Source organism: Microbulbifer maximicatervae (SeqCode) (assembly GCF_052467325.1).
Genome location: NZ_CP174310.1, coordinates 985,512 through 1,003,767, shown reverse-complemented (window position 1 = coordinate 1,003,767; position 18,256 = coordinate 985,512). Strand labels below are relative to the sequence as shown.

General features: G+C 46.3%; 15 protein-coding genes. 5 read left to right on the top strand and 10 right to left on the bottom strand.

Going from position 1 to position 18,256, the window contains the following annotated elements; all coding sequences use genetic code 11:
* The first annotated feature begins 174 nt into the window (after nucleotides 1-174).
* The 3 genes from ACJJIE_RS04845 (at nucleotide 175) to asnS (ending at nucleotide 2,712) form a co-directional block, all read left to right on the top strand.
* Complete coding sequence (locus tag ACJJIE_RS04845; RefSeq protein WP_282932628.1) at nucleotides 175-471, top strand: hypothetical protein; 297 nt, start codon at nucleotides 175-177, stop codon at nucleotides 469-471.
* A gap of 338 nt (nucleotides 472-809) precedes the next feature.
* Nucleotides 810-1,106: a L,D-transpeptidase family protein gene (locus ACJJIE_RS04840; RefSeq protein WP_444893742.1), complete on the top strand. Its 297-nt coding sequence runs from the start codon at nucleotides 810-812 to the stop codon at nucleotides 1,104-1,106.
* Between the two features lie 199 nt (nucleotides 1,107-1,305).
* Nucleotides 1,306-2,712 carry an asparagine--tRNA ligase gene (gene asnS / locus ACJJIE_RS04835; protein WP_444893741.1) on the top strand — a complete coding sequence of 469 codons (1,407 nt, stop codon included), beginning with the start codon at nucleotides 1,306-1,308 and terminating at the stop codon, nucleotides 2,710-2,712.
* 46 nt (nucleotides 2,713-2,758) lie between these two features.
* Here asnS and ACJJIE_RS04830 read toward each other — a convergent pair whose 3' ends face one another.
* The gene (locus tag ACJJIE_RS04830; protein ID WP_444893740.1) at nucleotides 2,759-4,720 is read right to left on the bottom strand and encodes a GMC family oxidoreductase; all 1,962 of its coding nucleotides are present in this window, start codon (nucleotides 4,718-4,720) and stop codon (nucleotides 2,759-2,761) included.
* Nucleotides 4,721-5,405: 685 nt separating this feature from the next.
* On the opposite strand from ACJJIE_RS04830, the gene ACJJIE_RS04825 reads away from it, so the two are divergent.
* Nucleotides 5,406-5,783, top strand: a complete 378-nt coding sequence (locus ACJJIE_RS04825) for a hypothetical protein (RefSeq protein WP_444893739.1) — start codon at nucleotides 5,406-5,408, stop codon at nucleotides 5,781-5,783.
* 78 nt (nucleotides 5,784-5,861) lie between these two features.
* On the opposite strand, the gene ACJJIE_RS04820 is transcribed toward ACJJIE_RS04825, so the two are convergent.
* Nucleotides 5,862-6,545, bottom strand: coding sequence for a hypothetical protein (locus ACJJIE_RS04820; protein WP_444893738.1), 684 nt, complete (start codon nucleotides 6,543-6,545; stop codon nucleotides 5,862-5,864).
* Between the two features lie 379 nt (nucleotides 6,546-6,924).
* Between ACJJIE_RS04820 and ACJJIE_RS04815 the strand changes: the two genes are divergently transcribed.
* Complete coding sequence (locus tag ACJJIE_RS04815; protein WP_282932622.1) at nucleotides 6,925-7,194, top strand: DUF1330 domain-containing protein; 270 nt, start codon at nucleotides 6,925-6,927, stop codon at nucleotides 7,192-7,194.
* A 118-nt stretch (nucleotides 7,195-7,312) separates the two neighbouring features.
* Here ACJJIE_RS04815 and ACJJIE_RS04810 read toward each other — a convergent pair whose 3' ends face one another.
* The 8 genes from ACJJIE_RS04810 to ACJJIE_RS04775 all read right to left on the bottom strand — a co-directional run bounded on the left by ACJJIE_RS04810 (nucleotide 7,313) and on the right by ACJJIE_RS04775 (nucleotide 18,253).
* Nucleotides 7,313-7,807, bottom strand: a complete 495-nt coding sequence (locus ACJJIE_RS04810; RefSeq protein ID WP_444893737.1) for a GNAT family N-acetyltransferase — start codon at nucleotides 7,805-7,807, stop codon at nucleotides 7,313-7,315.
* Nucleotides 7,808-7,997: 190 nt separating this feature from the next.
* Complete coding sequence (locus ACJJIE_RS04805; RefSeq protein ID WP_282932620.1) at nucleotides 7,998-8,393, bottom strand: DUF3224 domain-containing protein; 396 nt, start codon at nucleotides 8,391-8,393, stop codon at nucleotides 7,998-8,000.
* Between the two features lie 378 nt (nucleotides 8,394-8,771).
* Nucleotides 8,772-11,897: an efflux RND transporter permease subunit gene (locus ACJJIE_RS04800; protein WP_444893736.1), complete on the bottom strand. Its 3,126-nt coding sequence runs from the start codon at nucleotides 11,895-11,897 to the stop codon at nucleotides 8,772-8,774.
* Nucleotides 11,894-13,255, bottom strand: coding sequence for an efflux RND transporter periplasmic adaptor subunit (locus ACJJIE_RS04795; protein ID WP_444893735.1), 1,362 nt, complete (start codon nucleotides 13,253-13,255; stop codon nucleotides 11,894-11,896). Before ACJJIE_RS04795 ends, ACJJIE_RS04800 begins: the two co-directional genes overlap by 4 nt.
* Nucleotides 13,245-13,937 (bottom strand): TetR/AcrR family transcriptional regulator, encoded by a 693-nt coding sequence (locus ACJJIE_RS04790; RefSeq protein WP_444893734.1) that lies wholly within the window; start codon nucleotides 13,935-13,937, stop codon nucleotides 13,245-13,247. The genes ACJJIE_RS04795 and ACJJIE_RS04790 overlap by 11 nt, the downstream gene beginning before the upstream one ends.
* 383 nt (nucleotides 13,938-14,320) lie before the next feature.
* The gene (locus ACJJIE_RS04785) at nucleotides 14,321-14,704 is read right to left on the bottom strand and encodes a hypothetical protein (protein ID WP_282932616.1); all 384 of its coding nucleotides are present in this window, start codon (nucleotides 14,702-14,704) and stop codon (nucleotides 14,321-14,323) included.
* Nucleotides 14,705-15,363: 659 nt separating this feature from the next.
* Nucleotides 15,364-16,251 (bottom strand): helix-turn-helix domain-containing protein, encoded by an 888-nt coding sequence (locus ACJJIE_RS04780; RefSeq protein WP_444893733.1) that lies wholly within the window; start codon nucleotides 16,249-16,251, stop codon nucleotides 15,364-15,366.
* A 1,519-nt stretch (nucleotides 16,252-17,770) separates the two neighbouring features.
* Nucleotides 17,771-18,253, bottom strand: a complete 483-nt coding sequence (locus tag ACJJIE_RS04775; RefSeq protein WP_444893732.1) for a hypothetical protein — start codon at nucleotides 18,251-18,253, stop codon at nucleotides 17,771-17,773.
* Between the last annotated feature and the right edge of the window lie 3 nt (nucleotides 18,254-18,256).

Here is an 18,256-nt window from a genome sequence, read left to right as displayed (position 1 = left end):
AAATTCGATGTAATAACGCTGCAATAATATAGGTGTCAATTCGTAGCACCTAACATCCCAAAAGGCGCATTTATTTCTATTCTTGACGCCAAAACGTGAAGAAAAACAGGAGCATTGGCGGAAATTCTGTTTTAATGGGACGGCTAATGGAACATCTACATCGGAGAACAAAAAATGTTCAGCAGACTCCGCAGCGGATTGAATTGTCTCGCTGGCTCAATGGCACTACTTCTTACTTTTGGCGCCCAGGCGACAACCATTGAAGTACCCGTAGGCACCCAGGGTGGGGAGCTCACCATTGAAGAAGTCCGTGGGCTTAAAAAACATGATGTGACCTCACGCCTGGGAGAACCCCTTGGTATTGAGGGGCCAATTGGCGAACCGGCTATCACGCGCTGGGAATACGGCGAGTTCTACGTTTTCTTTGAGCAGGACACCGTCCTACACACAGTGAAAAAGCCCAGCGGCTGATCTAGCGCATCCTGGCAGGCACTCAACTGAAGCTGCCTGCCTTATCCAAAGTAAAACGCCCCACCCTAGCGGCAAGGTAATTCAGCCCCGCTTTTTGCTGATTCGGAAAATTTATATCACAGTAACCTGAAGCAACCACCTCCAACTGGAGTTACAAGCTGTGCGCTACATCACCATTCTGCTTTTTGTATTAACCACCATTGCCCAGGCTGAAGTCACCCTGGTGGAAGTGATTAAGTCCGAAAACAAAATGCACTTGCTCGATGGTGACAAGGTTATAAAGAGCTACCATGTAGCCTTCGGCGGGCAACCCCAAGGACACAAGCAGCAGGAAGGCGATGAAAAAACCCCCCGAGGGACACTACACGCTGGACTACAAAAAAGAAGACTCCTCTTATTATCGGGCAATGCATATCTCCTACCCCAATGCCGAAGACCGCGCTCAAGCTGAGGCTCGGGGAGTTTCGCCAGGTGGCTTCATTATGGTCCATGGCCAGCGCAATCGACTCGGCTGGCTCGCTCCAATCACCCAACGTTTTAACTGGACTGATGGTTGCATTGCCCTTACCAATGACGAGATGGATGAGTTTATGACTCTCGTAAAAATCGGCACCCCCATTGCAATCCGCTGGTGAGACATCACCAATATAGAGGCCATAACAGCTCTTCAAAGTCCTTAGGGAGATTTTGAAGAGCTGCCCGATAGCCAAGGGACTGGATTTCCCCTCTACAACCAGTCAATATGCCCGCCGTAACTTCACCTTGGTGGGGTGGTCAACTTTTAGGCAAGCTGACAGAACACCACCTTCCGGACTAATGAGAAACCGATAGAAAATGACAGTAAAAGTCGAATCCGTAGATAGCCTATTGAAATCCAGCGGTCGCGAGGGCGAAGAAGTCCGCGTTCAAGGCTGGATCAGAACCCGCCGCGACTCCAAAGCCGGCCTCTCTTTCCTGGCCGTACACGACGGCAGCTGCTTTGATCCGATCCAGGTCGTTGCTGAGAATCACCTGCACAATTACCAGTCAGAAGTGCAGCGCCTGACTACCGGCTGCGCGGTAGATATCCTCGGTACCATCAAACCATCCGAAGGCAAGGGACAGTCTATCGAACTGCTCGCCACCGAAGTCCAGGTTGTCGGCTGGGTGGAAGACCCGGATACTTATCCCATGTCCCCCAAGCGCCATACTATGGAGCACTTGCGCGAACACGCTCACCTGCGCCCGCGCACCAATGTCAGTGGTGCCGTAGCCCGCGTACGTAACTGTATCGCCCAAGCGATCCACCGTTTTTATCACGAGAACGGCTTCCTCTACGTGCACACCCCAATTCTCACTGCTTCTGACTGTGAAGGTGCCGGGGAGATGTTCCGGGTCAGCACCCTGGATATGGAGAACTTGCCGCGTACAGATAAAGGTGCGGTGGACTACAGCAAGGACTTCTTCGGTGAAGAGAGCTTCCTCACTGTATCCGGCCAGCTGAATGTTGAGAGCTACTGCCTGGCCATGTCCAAGGTGTACACCTTCGGCCCCACCTTCCGTGCAGAAAACTCCAACACCACTCGCCACCTGGCAGAGTTCTGGATGGTTGAGCCGGAAGTTGCCTTTGCAGACCTGGCAGATATAGCCGACCTCTCCGAGCAAATGCTGAAGTATGTATCCAAGGCGGTACTGGAAGAGCGCGCCGATGATATGGCCTTCTTTGCCCAGCGCATCGACAAGGAGGCTATCAGCCGCCTGGAGAATATCGTCGACAACGATTTCGCCCGCATCAACTACTCCGAAGCGATTGAAATCCTGGAAAGCTGCAAAGAGAAGTTCGAGTTCCCCGTATCCTGGGGTATTGATCTGGCCTCTGAGCACGAGCGCTACCTGGCAGAGAAGCACTTCAAAAAGCCAGTTATCGTGATGAACTATCCGAAGGACATCAAAGCCTTCTACATGCGCATGAACGACGATGGTAAAACTGTTGCCGCAATGGACGTTCTGGCACCGGGAATCGGCGAAATTATCGGCGGCGCCCAACGTGAAGAGCGACTGGAGAAGCTCGATGAGCGTATGGATGAAATGAATGTACCCAAGGAACACCTGGACTGGTACCGCGACCTGCGCCGCTACGGCACCGTGCCTCATGCGGGCTTTGGCCTGGGCTTTGATCGCATCGTGTCCTACGTGACCGGCATGGGCAACATCCGCGATGTAATCCCCTTCCCGCGCACACCGAAGAACATCTCGTTCTAAATAAAAAGCCCCGCGTTGCGGGGCTTTTTATTTCACATACAAATCTTCAAGCGCTCAGCCCAGTTGCTGTGGCAATGATGTCATCGCTCGCCTTTTCACTGATCATATAGACCGGCACCACAATGAAAAAACCGGGGATTCGGGGGAACACCGAAGCATCCACCACCCTTAAATTATTGGTGCCGTGAACCCGGAATTTACTGTCGACAACTGCCATAGGATCACTGGCAGGCCCCATTTTATTGGAACAGGAAGCGTGATGCCCCCAAGCTTGGTTCTTAACAAAATCGCCAATTTGCTGATCTGATTGAACCTCATTACCGGGCAATAATTCCCTGGAGACCTGCTTGCTCACAATAGGGCCCGACATAATATCCCTGGAAATTTTTACCCCCTCAACAACTGCCTGAAGGTCTTCTCCCAGAGCATCATTACCCTCACCAAAATAGTGGAAGTTGATTTCCGGCGTATCCCTGGGATCAGCAGATTGCAGGATCACACGCCCGGCGGTATTGTTCGTATGGCCTTTCAGTACAACCCAGGAGAAGCGGTCTTTGTAGTCCCGCAACGCCTGGGAGTACCCGGGAAAGTATCCGTGGAAATCGGAGGGCACTCCGAAAATAAACAAGTCGGGATCTTCCAGCTCCGGTTTGGAACGTTTGACCAGAGACAATACCGGACCATTTCCACTGTAGGGCCCCTGATTGAACCAGCCATAGCGATAGCGATTTAAGCAGGGATCATTCCCCTCCCCCCAAGTGCAATCTTTAAGAAGGGCAAGATCCTCACTCATCTCACTAACGATTCCGACCTCATAGCGATCCTGGAGATTCTCTCCTACCCCAGGCAGATCTACCAAGGGCTCTATGCCGTGATCTCGGAGCTCATGGGCGGGACCAATTCCCGACAACTTGAGAAGTTGCGGGCTATTGAAGGCCCCTCCAGACAAGATAACCTCGCGATTTGCCCGCACTTGCCTCAAGACTCCGGCAGTACCGCTTTCGTCATGGTAAGGATCTGCCTTATACAGGCTCGCCCCTTCTAAAAACTCCACTCCAACAGCAGTATTCCCCTCAAACAACACACGAGTTGCCAGTGAATTTGTACGAATATGAAGCAAGTTTGGGTAAACTGACTGGGTATCCAAGAGGTATTCGCGCACACTGGTACGGCGGTTTCGACTATCTGCTGCCATAGGGGCGATAAAAGGCCCTTCCTGGCCACCGGCCACGTCCCAATGATTGATATCCAGGCGAAGATTGCCGCTGATAATTTTTTCCAGGGCCCCTTCGAGCCCATACTTGGCCAGCGCAGCCTGCGCAACTTTCAAGATCGCCGGGTCTTCCAGCAACAACGCGGGATTGCCGCGATTCGTAGGCAGCCAACCATCAAAACCGTGACGGGATGGATTGGAGAAAATTGGGCGGGGCACATATTCACAACGCTCTAATCGCTCAAAATATCGCCGCATATTTGCACTATCCCAGGAAATATCTCCTGTATCCCGAGCTATGCGGTCAAAGTCATTGTTATGTGGATAGACTGTAATCAGTGCGTGGTGCGTGGTACAACCACCGATAGTACTCGCCCGTGGGTAGAGGATTCCCTTCCCGGAAACATATTTTTCGTCCAGTTGCTGCTGATTGATATCTGCATAATGCTTAACAAAAAAGTCCCAGCTCAATTTGGGGTCTTCAGACGCGAAGGGGTGCCATGCTGGAATATTATGGGTGTCATCACTGGGGTCGTCAGCACCAGCTTCCAACACCAAAACAGAAAATCCCGCCTTTGCTAAATTTACCGCTAATGGCCCTCCACCCGCACCCGACCCAACAATCACGTAATCATATTGATCATAGAAATTCCGATTCAACATTGAGAGAGCGGAAACCAACCCTGTCGAAGCTGCGCTGGCAGCGATACCTAATTGAACCGCCCCTTTAGTGAAATTTCTACGGCTAATCTTTTTATTAGAAACTCTCTTATCAATCGAATCCTTCTCTTCCATAGTGCCTTATCCATTCTTATAAAGTTCTACCCGAGAGAAGCATTATGCATGCCGGCTTTTTGTAATTGTGTCTTGCGAAGGTTACTTCAGGCTAAAGCTGAACCTAATTACCAACACAAGGATGCATCACATGCCTATAAGCGTATCGATATATAACTTCTTAAATACAAATCAAATAAAGCCCTCTCATTCCACCTTGAGAACCCAAAGAACAACCACCCGAAAGGCATCCAAAAATGACAAACCATTGCGAAGGGAAACAAACAAACTCAAGGACGCATCTCATAGAGAAAAAAATCAAACAAAACACCCCACACCACCGTAGAACAAAAAAAATGGAAAAAATTTGAACAATGGCTGGAAAGTTTAAGATTTTATGCATTGATGTAAGTCTACCCACCGATAAATTACTCCGCACAGCAAGTAACAAACTCAACTTACATCCGCAGCTTTCGTGAATTTTCTACACAACAAGTCGCAAAAATATTCTTATCATCCTTATTGAGAACTTAAAACATTGCCCAAAGTATCAATCTATCTATATGATTCAACTACTAAAATTAATTGCGATTTCTGGAATAACAACTAGATTAATAGACACCAAAAAAAAGCGACCCGATTCAGTCAAGAACGCTTAGAAGTATCGGTCATAGTTTTAGCTGATGACTGTGAGAAGGAGATCAGAATGTCTGGAAAAGAGCTCTATATCACCTACGAAGAACTTTTAAAACTCGAAAACTTTAGAAAACCCAATTCACCCCAACAAAAACCACAGAACATTGACATCACCCACTTAGATGATATCGAAGTAATCATTGCAAATGGCAAGGGAATTCAGGCCCTCGACAGAGAAGCCATTAATGAGCTACCGCTAACAGGTTGGGTATGCAGATTCCCTGCGCACATTCACCCACCCAAAGGATTAAAATTCATTCAAATCAGCGAGCACATATTTAATATCGCTCCTGCCAGAAATATGCCCCTGCAGAAATTTGAAGCTTTAGTCAAGGAACTCACGATCAGTGCCATCACGATTTTCAAAAAACAAGGTCGAGCAGTCTAATCGTGATACGGATTACGGTCTCTGGCAAAGCGGCATTCTACACAATTGCCGCTTTGCTACGATACGCGAACACTTCTTTCAGGTTATTAATTTTTGAAAATCAATCAATTTCCTGATGTAGGCTCTCATCTGTGGAGTGTCAAATTGCCCCTGATACCGATCAGGGTCATTAATTGATCGCCCCCGAATACCAGGACATCCACCAAATCGTATTAGTGTAGAAAACGCAGGCATTAACTGCAGCTCCTCTACAGCTGCTTTAATTTTCAAGTCCAAATGATCTGAATATTCATCCACATATTTGGTAACCACCCCCATCCCAGACAGTGTTTGCGAGCAAACCATATTCCCAACTGTCCCAAACTTGGGAAAACGATGAACCTCTTTAAAATCCACTCTATCGAAGCTAGTTAACAAATTTTTCTTCAACACCAATTCTGCAAACTCCAAATGCTCACCCCTCTTCGGCTTCATACCCGTCACCTGATAATGAAGAGCCTCAAATGGAACAAATAGATTACTCCAACCTTTCTCTATCTTAGACAGGGCATGATTTTTATAAGCCGCCTTTTCCTGATACTTATCAACTGTTTGAAAAACAGAAAGTGCCAGACCAACAACGGCCACCCCTGCCGCCACTCCCCCTACCCGAGTTATTCTTTTTATCCCAACTCGACTTTCATCCCATGTCTTTCCATAGATAGCTATAAGTGCTGCAATTGCAGTTAATGTATGACCTAGAATTGAAATTATTAAATCCATTATATTCTCCCAATCATTCAAACCCCTATTTCGCGTAGGCAAGGGGTATAGAAGTTGCAATACCCCATTATTTTTACTGGACCTCACATAAATTTAAATACAAAAATGGACCAACAAAATAAAAGCACTTAAAAATCACCAATAACATCGAACAAGCCAAGCAATGATTCAATTAGCGCCTTTAGAAGCTTCTTTATCAGATATAACATCAAAAAACCGGCTTTTATTTCTAATCTTTATTTATCTAGTCTAAATTAGGCTTTTTAGGCATAACCACTTATCACAAACAGCTCCTGGAACTTGACCTGAAACGGCTAAGGACTATACCTACTCACGAGAATACAAAATCCGCGCCATACACTGACCAGCTGGTATCCATATGATACATCTATTTATGCACGCAAATGTCAAGGATTACAATGAATGGCACAGAGTACTGGAAGAGTTTATGCCTACCTTAGAGAAGATGGGAGCTACTGCAACATCCGTATATCGTGAAATTGATAATCACCACAATGTAACCGTAATCCATGAATTCCCCTCAAAAGAAGAGGCTATTAATTTTGTTAATAGCGACGAGCTACAGGAGGCAAGGAAAAAGGCTGGCGTTCTCGTAACCCCAAAGATTTGGTATACAGAAAAGCTCTAACTGATTTATGAATGCCCGGATTGAACAAAGAAAAATGGATGTCAATAGTTATATGTCTTACTTAATCAATCCGGGTTACTCTTATCTCTACTAATATCACAATCATAAAATCAATCACTTAAAGGTTCACCTTGGCAAAAATATGCTCATCAAAGTACTTACTCCCCTTCTGAATGGAGCAATTCAAAACGCCTTCCAAGTCAAAACCAGCTTTCTGTAGAACTCGCACCGAACCATCATTTCCAGAAAAAACCGAGGCAAAAAGCCTGACAACTTTTCCAGAAGAAAAAATATCACTTGAGAACCTTATCAGAGCTTCTGTTGCAATTCCCTTACCCCAATACTCTTTTGCAATCCAATAACCTATTTCCCCAGAGTGTGAATGCTCAAATTCCTGTTTATGCATGCTAATTACTCCACACAAAACACCATCACACTCTATAGCTTTTACAATTCCCACCTCTTTACTACCAACTTCTACCCACCAGGCAGCATCTTCTGCTGTATAGGGGTAGGGTATTCTGGAGGACAGATATTCCAAAACTAATGTGTCATTTAAGTACTCAACCAGTAATGGTTCATCGCGCTTAGTCAAATCTCGAAGTTTAACCATATTATTTTCCCTTTTAGAGGAATCCACAGGAGGCAACCTGGAAGCAGGTAAATATTGGGTAAAAGCAACTCAATCAGAAGCTCTTTGACGCTTCTCAATGGGCTGAACATAATGATTTGAAGGGCCTGCAGGCTCGAAAACTCGAGCCCTCACCTTTCTATACAACCAATAAGGTGCGACGCAGAGAAAGCTACCTGTTGAAGGCGTAGTCAAAGTCAAATAAATGCTGCCCATCTTCAACTTTAATGCTCATTTCTCCAGATAATCCGGTAAGTTCACCTGTGCCAGAATCAGGGACAACCTCTAAAACAAGTCGATCCTTACCCTCTTTCATAGTGCCAAAGTGCTGCAGCACAAAAGTTCCCCTTTTACCTCCCAAGGCGCCGACCACTTGCTCTATTGCTACATAGCCCGCAGAGCCTTTGACTGGTGTAACAACACTGAGCATCTCACCTTTACTTTCAGCTGAAAGGTCGCCATGGAAAATTTTATTGATAGACATGCGCCCCAAATTTGAACCCTCAATCCCCTTAGCATAAGGGTCCATAGGCTTTACAGTGACATCAAACTTTCCTGAGATTTTCATACTGGCTCCGTGTGAGTATGGTTAAGACATCGACAATTTTACGACCCAATCTTAGCACCGATAATAGAGATACCATGGGTCGCGCGTCTGTATTCAATAATCTAATCGATTTCACTGTATATAAAAACAGTGTCCGGGCAAAAATAGAGAGAATGGTAAAGATTCGTTGGGGAAGAAAGCATCACCAGTTCAATCACCACCCAAAAAGTCTACTTTTTAGCCTACTTTGTATTTGGGTAGCCTCTGGAGTATAAAGAACTTACGATTGCAACTTCCCGCAAACTCGCCAGCAAAAATCACAATCAAGAAAGCCGTACGATTTCTCGTACGGCTTTCTTTCAATTGACAACGGTCAAGAAGCTTAAACTCCCTTTCGAACTATCCCGCTGCAACCGCACCATCCTGCGGAATCCCGGGCTCTTCATCCTCCCGGGGCTCGGTAAACCCAAAGTCCTCCAATATTCCGTAGAGCGCCGGTAGCACCAGAAGGATCAGAATAGTAGAGCTGCTAATACCAAACACAATACTGGTGACCAGAGGTACCAACACTTGTGCCTGCAAGCTGGTTTCAAATAGCAGTGGCAACAGACCGACAATTGTAGTCAGTGAGGTAAGGAAGATTGCCCGGAAACGATCGCGACTGGCCTGACTTGCCGCGCTATGTACATCCATTCCCTCACGCACTCGCCGCTTCACAAACTCCACCAGCAAAATTGAGTCATTGACCACAATTCCGGCGAGAGAGACAAAACCCATCATACTGGGCATAGACATATTCTGCCCCATGATCAGATGCCCCCAAATAACACCAATCAGTGCCAGGGGAATAGCCACCAATACAATCAGAGGCTCCACGTAGCTACGGAACTGCATGGATAGGAGAAGGTAGATACCAATGGCGCCTATTAACAGGGCTCGACCAATGGACTTGCCGGTAACCTCACTGTTTTTCATTTCCCCTTGCATATCAACGCGCAACCCTGGGAACTCACGGGTTAACTCAGACAGGAACTTCTCCTGGGTGTCGCCAAGTACCTGTCCAGCATTTGCTTTCTCTGTAAAAACATCAGCAAATACACTCACTACCCGCTCGCCGTCAATACGTTGAATTCGCGCATACTCCCGATTCATTTCTATATCGGCAACGGCAATCAACGGTACTCGTTGCTTGGTAGCTGGATGGATAATAACCAATTCATCGAAACGGCTTAGCGCTCCGCGGGAATCTGCATCCATACGAACTTGTATCTCGTAGGTTTCCCCCCGATATTGAATTTCATCTATCTCCATCCCCTGGTAAGCAGCTCGCAACTGATTGGCGACATTGCTGGCATCCAGGCCGGAGGCATAGGCGCCTTCACGCATTTTGACGGTGAGTTGCGGCTTGCCGGGACGCAAGTCATCCACCACATTCACTACGCCGTCGTATCCACGCAACCAATTCTGCAAGCGCATGGACGCTGCCTTTAGCTGATCCAACTCCAAACCGGCAAGTCGCAAGTGGATAGCACGGCCGGCAGGGCCTAAGGCCGGTTCTTTGTAAAGAATAGCGATTGCCCCTGGTGTGTCGCCGGCAGCCTCACGCCAAGCATGGCGCAATTCATCCATGCTGGTATTGCGGCCTTCAGCGGCAAGCAGATCGACATTAATTGTGGCCACATGGGGCCCCGATTCAAAGGCATCTCCGTTAACACCAAAAGTGACACTCGTATGGTTTACCAAAGGTGCTCTTTCATTTTCAGAAAACTCTGAGGCAACTTGATCCAACGTCTTCAACTGCTTATCGACTAATTTCTCCATATCGACCAAAGAAGTGCCTTGAGGCATTAAGATCCGAGCTTGCAATAAATCGCCCTCCAAGGTGGGAAACCCCTGAAACTTGACGATCCCCGATGTCATCAAACTAATAGTGACCAGGAATAAGCCAAATACACCCCCGACAAAGGCATAGCGATATTTAACAGCCCAATCTGCTGCGCGCCCCATATTTTCTCGCCAACCATCAAAACGTTTGGCAAAAGCCTGCTTCCAGGCGGGGGTGCGACTTTTATGCTCAAGGGCATGACGCAAGTGTGCCGGCAAAATCAGGAAAGCCTCGATCAGACTAATGAGCAATACAGAAATCAATACAATGGGGAGCACCTTGAGGACCTGCCCCATATCCCCCTTAATAAAGACCAGTCCTCCAAACACCATTACCGTAGTTGCGAATGAAGACAGTACTCCACGAGCCACTCGCTTGGTGCCATTGATAACCGCTTCCAACGGCGACCTTCCCTCACGGTGTTCACTGGCAATACTCTCCGATAACACAATGGCGTCATCCATCAGGATACCAATGGCAATCAGCAGTCCTACCAGACTGATCATATTAATGGACACGCCCATGGCCGTGATCAGTGCAAACGAACCCAGGAATGAAACCGGCAAGCCCATGACCACCCAAAAGACGTAGCGGCCACTGAAAAACAGATAGAGAGCCAGCGCTACCAAAATCAGGCCCTGCCAGGCGTTAGCCATAATCATCTGCAAGCGATCCGCAACGATAGAGGCGCTGTCCTGGGTTAGCGTGAGTTTCATACCCTCAGGCAGATTTTCATTTTCACGGTCGACAAAGTCCCGTACGGCTTCAAGCACACGCAAGCTATCATCCACACTATTCTTCTCGACATTGAGAAGCGCTGCACGATGGCCGTCAAAAGTAATTTTGTCTTCAGCCAGCTCAAAGTCATCGTAAATTTTTGCAATACCCCCAAGTCGAACTTCCGCTCCATCACCACCTTTAATCACCACCAGGTTTTCCAATTCTGCAACCGTGCGGCGCTCTTCGGTAAAACGCACCTGGTATTCTCGATCCGGCGTGGATACCTTGCCGGCGGGCATGTCAATCGCTTGCTGGTCAATAATATTGGCCAGGTCCATCACGCTGAGTCCGTACTGGCGCAAGTTATAATCTGAAACTTCAATCTGAAGCTGGTGGTCAGAAAAACCGGAAATGCGCACAATAGGAATAGCGGGATCGCGGAGTAATTCGCGGCGGTAGTGCTCCGCCAGCTGGTTTAATTGGGGCAAAGGAAGGTCAGCACTGATAGCAATACTAACCACCCCCTGAGTGCGGCCCAGTTCTTCAATCACCGGGCGCTCGCTTTCAGCAGGAAGCGAATCGATACTGTCTACTGCGGATTCCACATCAGCAACAAACTGGTCCATATCACCGGTTTCTTGCATCTTGAGGGTCATCAGGCCCAGATTATCTTTTGCCTCACACAATCGCTCATCAATAAAGCTGATTCCATCGGTGGCCTCCTCCAAGGGAAGGCAAATACTATCTTCCACTTCGGCTGCTGCAGCGCCGGCATAGGGAACCGAAACCTGAACTTCAAACTTATCGATTTCCGGCATCGTTTCACGCTTCATGCTGGGCAGAACAAAAAGCCCGCTTAGCATCAGCGCAACCATTAATAAATTGGCCGCCGTTGGGTGGCCGGCAAAATAACGAATCACTGCTGGGCACCTCTAGCGCTCGCCGCAACGGATTGTTCTGCGCTGACAACGGAAACTGCCATTCCATTAATCGCAGGGATTACATCAGTCACAATAACCTGCTCACCGGGATTCAATCCCTCGCGGATCACAGTGGTGTCGCCCTGGTGGTAGTCAATCTGTACGGGGCGCACTCTTAGTTGACCATTTTCTACCAGATAAACCTTGCCTTCATGGAGGGCGCGGCGGGGTATAGCGAGTGCCGGTGCGGCGGGAGCCAATAACTCTACACGGGCATACATACCGCGAAATAGCGGTGGTTTTTCACCGGTCACAGCTTTGCCATAGGGGTCATCCACAGCTACAACAACGGAGAGTGTTCGACTGGTGCTATCCAGGGTTCCACCCAAGCGCACTACCCTCCCCTGCCACTCACTATTCCCCGGGCCACCCACCAGGGTGATCCGAGCTTCCAGCCCTAACAACATTTTGGGTAGATCATCAGGAGTCGGATTGGAATCGATGCCAGGCCTTAAATTGCGCAAAAGTGGAGCCACATGAACCATAGGAAGCTCTGCTGCAATTTCTACTTGGGCAAGGCCGCTTGCATCAAATAAACGGGCATTGCCAGCAACATATTGGTTTTCTTCAACATGAACTTCGCCAATACGAGCATTAAATGGCAGGATCACCTGGGTGCGCTCCAGATTGTATTTACTGTCCCGTACCTGAGCTTCTGAGCGAGCTATCTGGGCTTCAATCACTTTGCGGCGGGTCGGGAAAAGGGAAAGCTGGCTGCTCTGGTTCTGCACTTCCTGGCGCAAGCGCAGCATATTTTGTTCTTCAGTATCTACGGTCGAGCGGGAGACGGTTCCCTTAGCAACTAACTTTTGTTTGCGAGCGAGTTCTTTCTCACCCAATTTGAGAGTGCGCTCGGCGATGTCCAAAGAGCGTTTACTATTGGCTTCTTCCACATCCAGCTCTTGCAAATTAGCGCGATTTGCAGCCAAGTCACTTTCAGCCTGCGCCAGGGCAAGCTGGTAGCTGGTATCATCGATCTTCAACACCAGTGTACCGGCAGAGATAATATTTCCCCGCTCCAATTCCGGAGCTGTATACACCACCCTACCACTGACTTCTGCATTGGCTTCCAGGAAAGTACTGGGTTTCACCTCACCATATGCAATAGCTTGAGCTCGCAGCGGTAACTCCTGCACTTTAATTGCGTCTACCACCGTTATAGGAGCCTCAATAGCATCGTGTTTAGGCTCACCTTTAGTAACGACCAATGCCATAGATATAAACACCCCCGCCGCTATCAAAGCTGGTAATGCCAGCCGGCGATTCATCAGTGCTTTCATATGAGTCTTAATTTCCATTGCCGACTTCCTCGCCTTTGGTCACAGATTTATTGGAAACGCCACGGAGTAAGAGTTGAACGGTATGGTTAATCCATCTCTCCCGGTTTTCCTCCCCCAGAGCAAAGCCAAGCCCCTCCTTCAAGGGGTCGCCAGCGATGAAGGGAAAGGCAATCAGACTGATAAAAGAGACTGGCATCAGGTCAATATCCAGGTCCTCTCGCAACTGGCCGCTGGATTGGAGAATTCCCAGCAACCCGCGCAGCTTTGGCACCAGTTGTGAGGCTAACCTGTCAACAAAGAGTTCGCGCATTCGACCAGATTTGGAAGCCACTTCATCAGCAATCAGGCGCGGAATCCAGGGCTCCTTGATGTATAGGCGTATCATTCGACTAATTGCTTCTTTCAGCAACTCTAAAGAGGGCTCCCCTCCATCCAGCCCTGCACTGACGAACGCGGGGCCATACTGCATGATTTGGCTCCGAACCACCTCGATAATTAGCCCCTCCTTGCCGCCAAAGTGGTAACTGATCATCGCAGAATTCACCCCAGCTCCCTGAGCAATCTCCCGAATGGAAATATCGCGGAAGGCCTTATTCCGAAGTAGAGAGTAGGCTGAGTGCATAAGTGCCTCACGCACCTGGGATTCACGCTCAGGATCTTTTGGGCGCCCGCGGCCTCGAGTGGATGGCTTATCAGTCAAAGGATACAACCTTAATTAATCAGATGATTAATTAAATGTTAGAAGCCACATAAGTACAAGCGCGCTTTGTGACTAAAAGGTCAGAAAATAGAGTGGCTACCGTTAGGTAGCGAGGAGTAGTCGATTCGATCTGGCAACCTACCCCTCTAAAACAGGAATCGGGCTTTCTCTATTTTTCTAATGGGACTTGGTGGTCCAATGATCTGCGACATCTATCTGTAGCAAATAGGTAAGTCCGCCTATCGTTGCATACAGCCCGGCTTAGACTGAAAGCGCCAAAAAGTTGGTCCGTCATAACGTGACAACATTTTCTGTGAGGAGCTTTAAAGATGGGCGGTGTAAAATTTACGGTAAACACCGCCAGCGCTCTATATCTACCGAATCTACGAAAAGGCTCCACGACGGAAGTTGTATACAGCCACCTGAGAAAGAATAAATAGTGTAAATGTCACTATCAATCCTGTCAGCATTACGGGTTCATAGCCCTCAACCAATACAGAAATTACTCGTGAAGAACCGTTAAATAGGAAGTACATCGAGGCAGGAAGTATTAATAGCCACTCTTTGCGAAACGCTCCTATTGCCGTAATGATAGCAAGGCTAAGTGTCGGAGCACCAAGGGTACGCAGATTGGTGAAACCATAATTAGTTGTAGCATCAAATCCAGCGGGGCCATTAATGATCTCAGGGAAAAGCATAGTCACTAATCCTGCTGAACCCAGCACAAGTACAAATATACCGGAAAGAAATTGTGAGAAACGAATCATATTAAATATTCCATTTGGTTGGTAAAGCGAAAAGATTGAGTATTTGAATACCTTCTGAAAATTTCCTTATTATCTCTACTAGGCTTTCAGGGGCTCCTTAACTTGGATAGCTGCCGGAAATAGGCCAAAGCGATGTTCCTAATCGACCGAATCAAGCTTCACTATTCATTGATTACATAGGGGTAAGACTGATTTTCGCTAGAGCTTCCAGCAAAGAACCGTTGCCCTGCTGCCCATTACTTAAATGATATAAGTAGTAACTTGCAGCCCAATTGGACTTTTGGCCCCACTTTCAGTGTTGCTATTCAGGATCATTAGAATCCACGAATAATCGTGTTTATTGTCCTTTTCAACAGGCACCAACAAGTAGAGAAAAGTGAACGATTTATATGCAACGCAGGTATCAGTTGTAGCTCGCGCTAGGAAGGCACCAATCAGGCCTCTAGGGTGATAACTAATGCGCTTCGGGCAAAAAATAGAACCAATATCACAATTTGCTTCAGCAGTGAGAATATATTCATTCTTTAGCCCCTCAGTAACAAGAGGGTTTAAATATAAGGACATATCGGTGAAGACGTACGCTGTTAAAACAAGGACTAGGTTAAGCGGTAAGTCAACAATTCACTTGAAACATCCAGTCAAGGATTTGTACAAATCCGTCAAATCGCCTTTTTACGCATTTGGGAAGGGGCTACTTGGTAGTGCTGTTTAAACACCCGGGAGAAGTAGCTAAGCTCGTCAAAACCGCACTCCAAAGCAATCTCTGTCAGGCTAAGATCGCTATTTAGAATCAACCGCTGTGCTTTCTCCATTCGTTTCGAAGCAATATATTTCGTGGCACTGCAGCCATAGACTTGCTTGAATTTACGAGTAAATGTTGACTCACTCATATGACAAAGAAAAGCTAGATCCGCCAGTTTCAGCGAAGTGTACAAGTGAGCTTGCACCACTTCCTGTAGCTTAGGTTGCTGCCTGACGAACAGCTGCCCCAACATCTTGGCAACTCTTCCACTACTATCAAGCCTGGGGATAAGCTCTACTAATTCTCGAATCTTTAATACCACTAGTGGCTCACTGAATACTTCTGGCTGCTGGATATAGTCAATTATGCTACGCATATAATTGGAGAGCAGTACAGATTCCTGCAGGCGCTCAGCCGAGGAATGCTGTTTAAGGGGATTATTACCATCCTTAACAGCACTTCTGCTTTCACCATTATTATTAAAGACATCAGGCATATCATTTGGGTAGAGTCGCAGTAATAGCTCTGACGTTAGCCGAAAACCGATGAAATTAACTTCATTATTTACTCCATCTTCGTGCCATTGATTAATAAAATTATCCGTCTTCATTAGCACAGTAGCGCCTGGACTCAAGGTGAGAGTTTCATCACCACAAACCAGGGTTGAACGGCCACTGATAACGTAAACCAGCCTTGCCTCATCAATCAAACGGTCTTGATAGCTTAATGGCGCTCTGAATTTTCTCTGACCAAGCACCATTTTTCCTTGTATTTTAAATACGACTGATTCTTCGCTATCTGGCATAAATTATTATCTTTATCAAGGGGGGAGTTACTTCCAATCACCTGGAGGCAATATCTAACGTTTTTCCTCCAAGAGATCAAGTTAAAACAAGTGACTAAAAACAACCTTCCCTTCCAAGAACTTTTTGAGAATAAGAGATTAAGAGACTCTGAATAATTTCGCAATAGCTCTACAGGCCTTGAAAACTGTATGTGTGTAAGCTGATTCCATTATCGACTCACCATCTATGGTTCACACCCCAAGTCTCTTGGTTACACTAGCCCGCACTTAAACAATTAACCGCTTAACCAAATAAAAACTTCAGAGACAGTCACAAAGTCAGACCTTACAGTCTAAGAGTGAAGAAAGAAAACACACGATTAAATGGGAAACCTACAATTGAATGAACAGAAACGTTGTAAAACCTGACGCACCCGGAGTCTTATATAGGCCTGTGAGAATGACTAAGAACAAGTTATCGCTGAGCTGAAATTCTGATATGCTTGTACTCCAAAGGCAAAGCAAAATTTAAAACTTCTCGATAAATCTTCGATTCGAACATTAATCGAGATCCCTAGCCTGGCAAATAGTTGAAAGTAACAGGAGATAACTGACTAGGCGCCTAGACTACTCTTCGTCAGCAAAAGCCATTCAAAAATAACCAATATTTCATCTAAGACATCCCGCCTATTCATAGCAAAAGGAAAACTAAGAAAGCTGAATAGCCTATTACACGAAAACATAATGAGTAACCACCATTTCAGACACAACCAAAAAAGTATCGTTCAATACATCAGCGTCAAATGCAATTTTTTAGTGGGAGGGTAGTTTCAACTCCCAGGTCTAGCATAATAAAAACTCTGGTTGGTTTTGGACGCACTTTCATTCAGCATGCGTATTTTCACTGCAAGCTCATACAGGAAAATCTAAAACTCACCACCGCTTGTGAGTGGCTAGGACCTGGATATACCGAAGGGAGTACCCTCCTATTATTTGGCACTATTAGAAAGGAAAACATTACAAGTTGCCTTCCAACAATACCTTTTCTTTCCATCCAAAGAACAATTTATTCCCTAATTAGATATTAGCAATGAACTCCAAAGCGGCCACTAAAGACACTAGAAACTCTGCTGTATTTATTGCTCATATAGATTTCAAGTATATGCTCACCGAAATTTCAGGTTCATGATCTCCCATAGATCCAACTGTATATTCATAATATATGGTCACAAGCAACTAGATATATCGATCGGAATATCTTTTATATGATCGATTACCTAGATCTAACAGGTTGGACTAATTAGCAGTTAGACATTAAAAAATCAAGTTCCCTCCTCCTTTAAAGGCTAATTATCTCTGCATAGGATCGGTTCCTTCGTGAAGCACTCGCACTTCAGACCTTCTATTCAGGTGTACAAGATAAATGGATATGACATTCAACTAGGCAGCACAAATTTTCATATAACCGCAATTTCTATATCTTAGCGATATTGTATTCACCCTTGATCAAGCATCTCTTCATCACAACCAGAATCCACAACTATTTTTGAGAGAAATAAGCGACATGACTAGGCACACATGCCTGAAACTCATTTAACCATGAAATTCTCATCTGAGAATCTAATCCTTTTTTAAATTTTAGTTGCGCCTTCCTCACCCCCTTTGAACCATAAGCATTAACAAACGAAATCTCATCCCAAGGAATAACACAAGAGCAAACCCCAAGACAATATATAAAAACGCCCTCCCCCGTAACATTTAATACCACAGTAAATATATTGCCTTGAAAAATTAAATTACCCTTCAACAAATCCCCATCCTCAGAAACTTCAACATCCCTAGCTATTGTTTTAAGAAACATCTTAAGGGACTTTCCTCTAACAATCTCCATAAAGTTAGCAATTAATATCCACACACAAAAAAGGAATGCACCTGAGGCGACAGTTACCCCCCAGGAACCACTAACCTTAAAAATCAAGAACAAAACGAAAGAAAAAACAATTGCTAAAATAAGCCTCCACATCCA

What these genes read in the sequence shown, in the direction of transcription:
- ACJJIE_RS04825 (WP_444893739.1), top strand. Translation starts at nt 5,406, where the DNA reads ATGTCTGGAAAAGAGCTCTATATCACCTACGAAGAACTTTTAAAACTC.
- ACJJIE_RS04815 (WP_282932622.1), top strand. Translation starts at nt 6,925, where the DNA reads ATGATACATCTATTTATGCACGCAAATGTCAAGGATTACAATGAATGG.
- ACJJIE_RS04840 (WP_444893742.1), top strand. Translation starts at nt 810, where the DNA reads ATGAAAAAACCCCCCGAGGGACACTACACGCTGGACTACAAAAAAGAA.
- ACJJIE_RS04830 (WP_444893740.1), bottom strand. Translation starts at nt 4,720, where the DNA reads ATGGAAGAGAAGGATTCGATTGATAAGAGAGTTTCTAATAAAAAGATT.
- ACJJIE_RS04780 (WP_444893733.1), bottom strand. Translation starts at nt 16,251, where the DNA reads ATGCCAGATAGCGAAGAATCAGTCGTATTTAAAATACAAGGAAAAATG.
- ACJJIE_RS04820 (WP_444893738.1), bottom strand. Translation starts at nt 6,545, where the DNA reads ATGGATTTAATAATTTCAATTCTAGGTCATACATTAACTGCAATTGCA.
- ACJJIE_RS04805 (WP_282932620.1), bottom strand. Translation starts at nt 8,393, where the DNA reads ATGAAAATCTCAGGAAAGTTTGATGTCACTGTAAAGCCTATGGACCCT.
- ACJJIE_RS04775 (WP_444893732.1), bottom strand. Translation starts at nt 18,253, where the DNA reads ATGTGGAGGCTTATTTTAGCAATTGTTTTTTCTTTCGTTTTGTTCTTG.
- ACJJIE_RS04845 (WP_282932628.1), top strand. Translation starts at nt 175, where the DNA reads ATGTTCAGCAGACTCCGCAGCGGATTGAATTGTCTCGCTGGCTCAATG.
- ACJJIE_RS04785 (WP_282932616.1), bottom strand. Translation starts at nt 14,704, where the DNA reads ATGATTCGTTTCTCACAATTTCTTTCCGGTATATTTGTACTTGTGCTG.
- asnS (WP_444893741.1), top strand. Translation starts at nt 1,306, where the DNA reads ATGACAGTAAAAGTCGAATCCGTAGATAGCCTATTGAAATCCAGCGGT.
- ACJJIE_RS04810 (WP_444893737.1), bottom strand. Translation starts at nt 7,807, where the DNA reads ATGGTTAAACTTCGAGATTTGACTAAGCGCGATGAACCATTACTGGTT.
- ACJJIE_RS04795 (WP_444893735.1), bottom strand. Translation starts at nt 13,255, where the DNA reads ATGGAAATTAAGACTCATATGAAAGCACTGATGAATCGCCGGCTGGCA.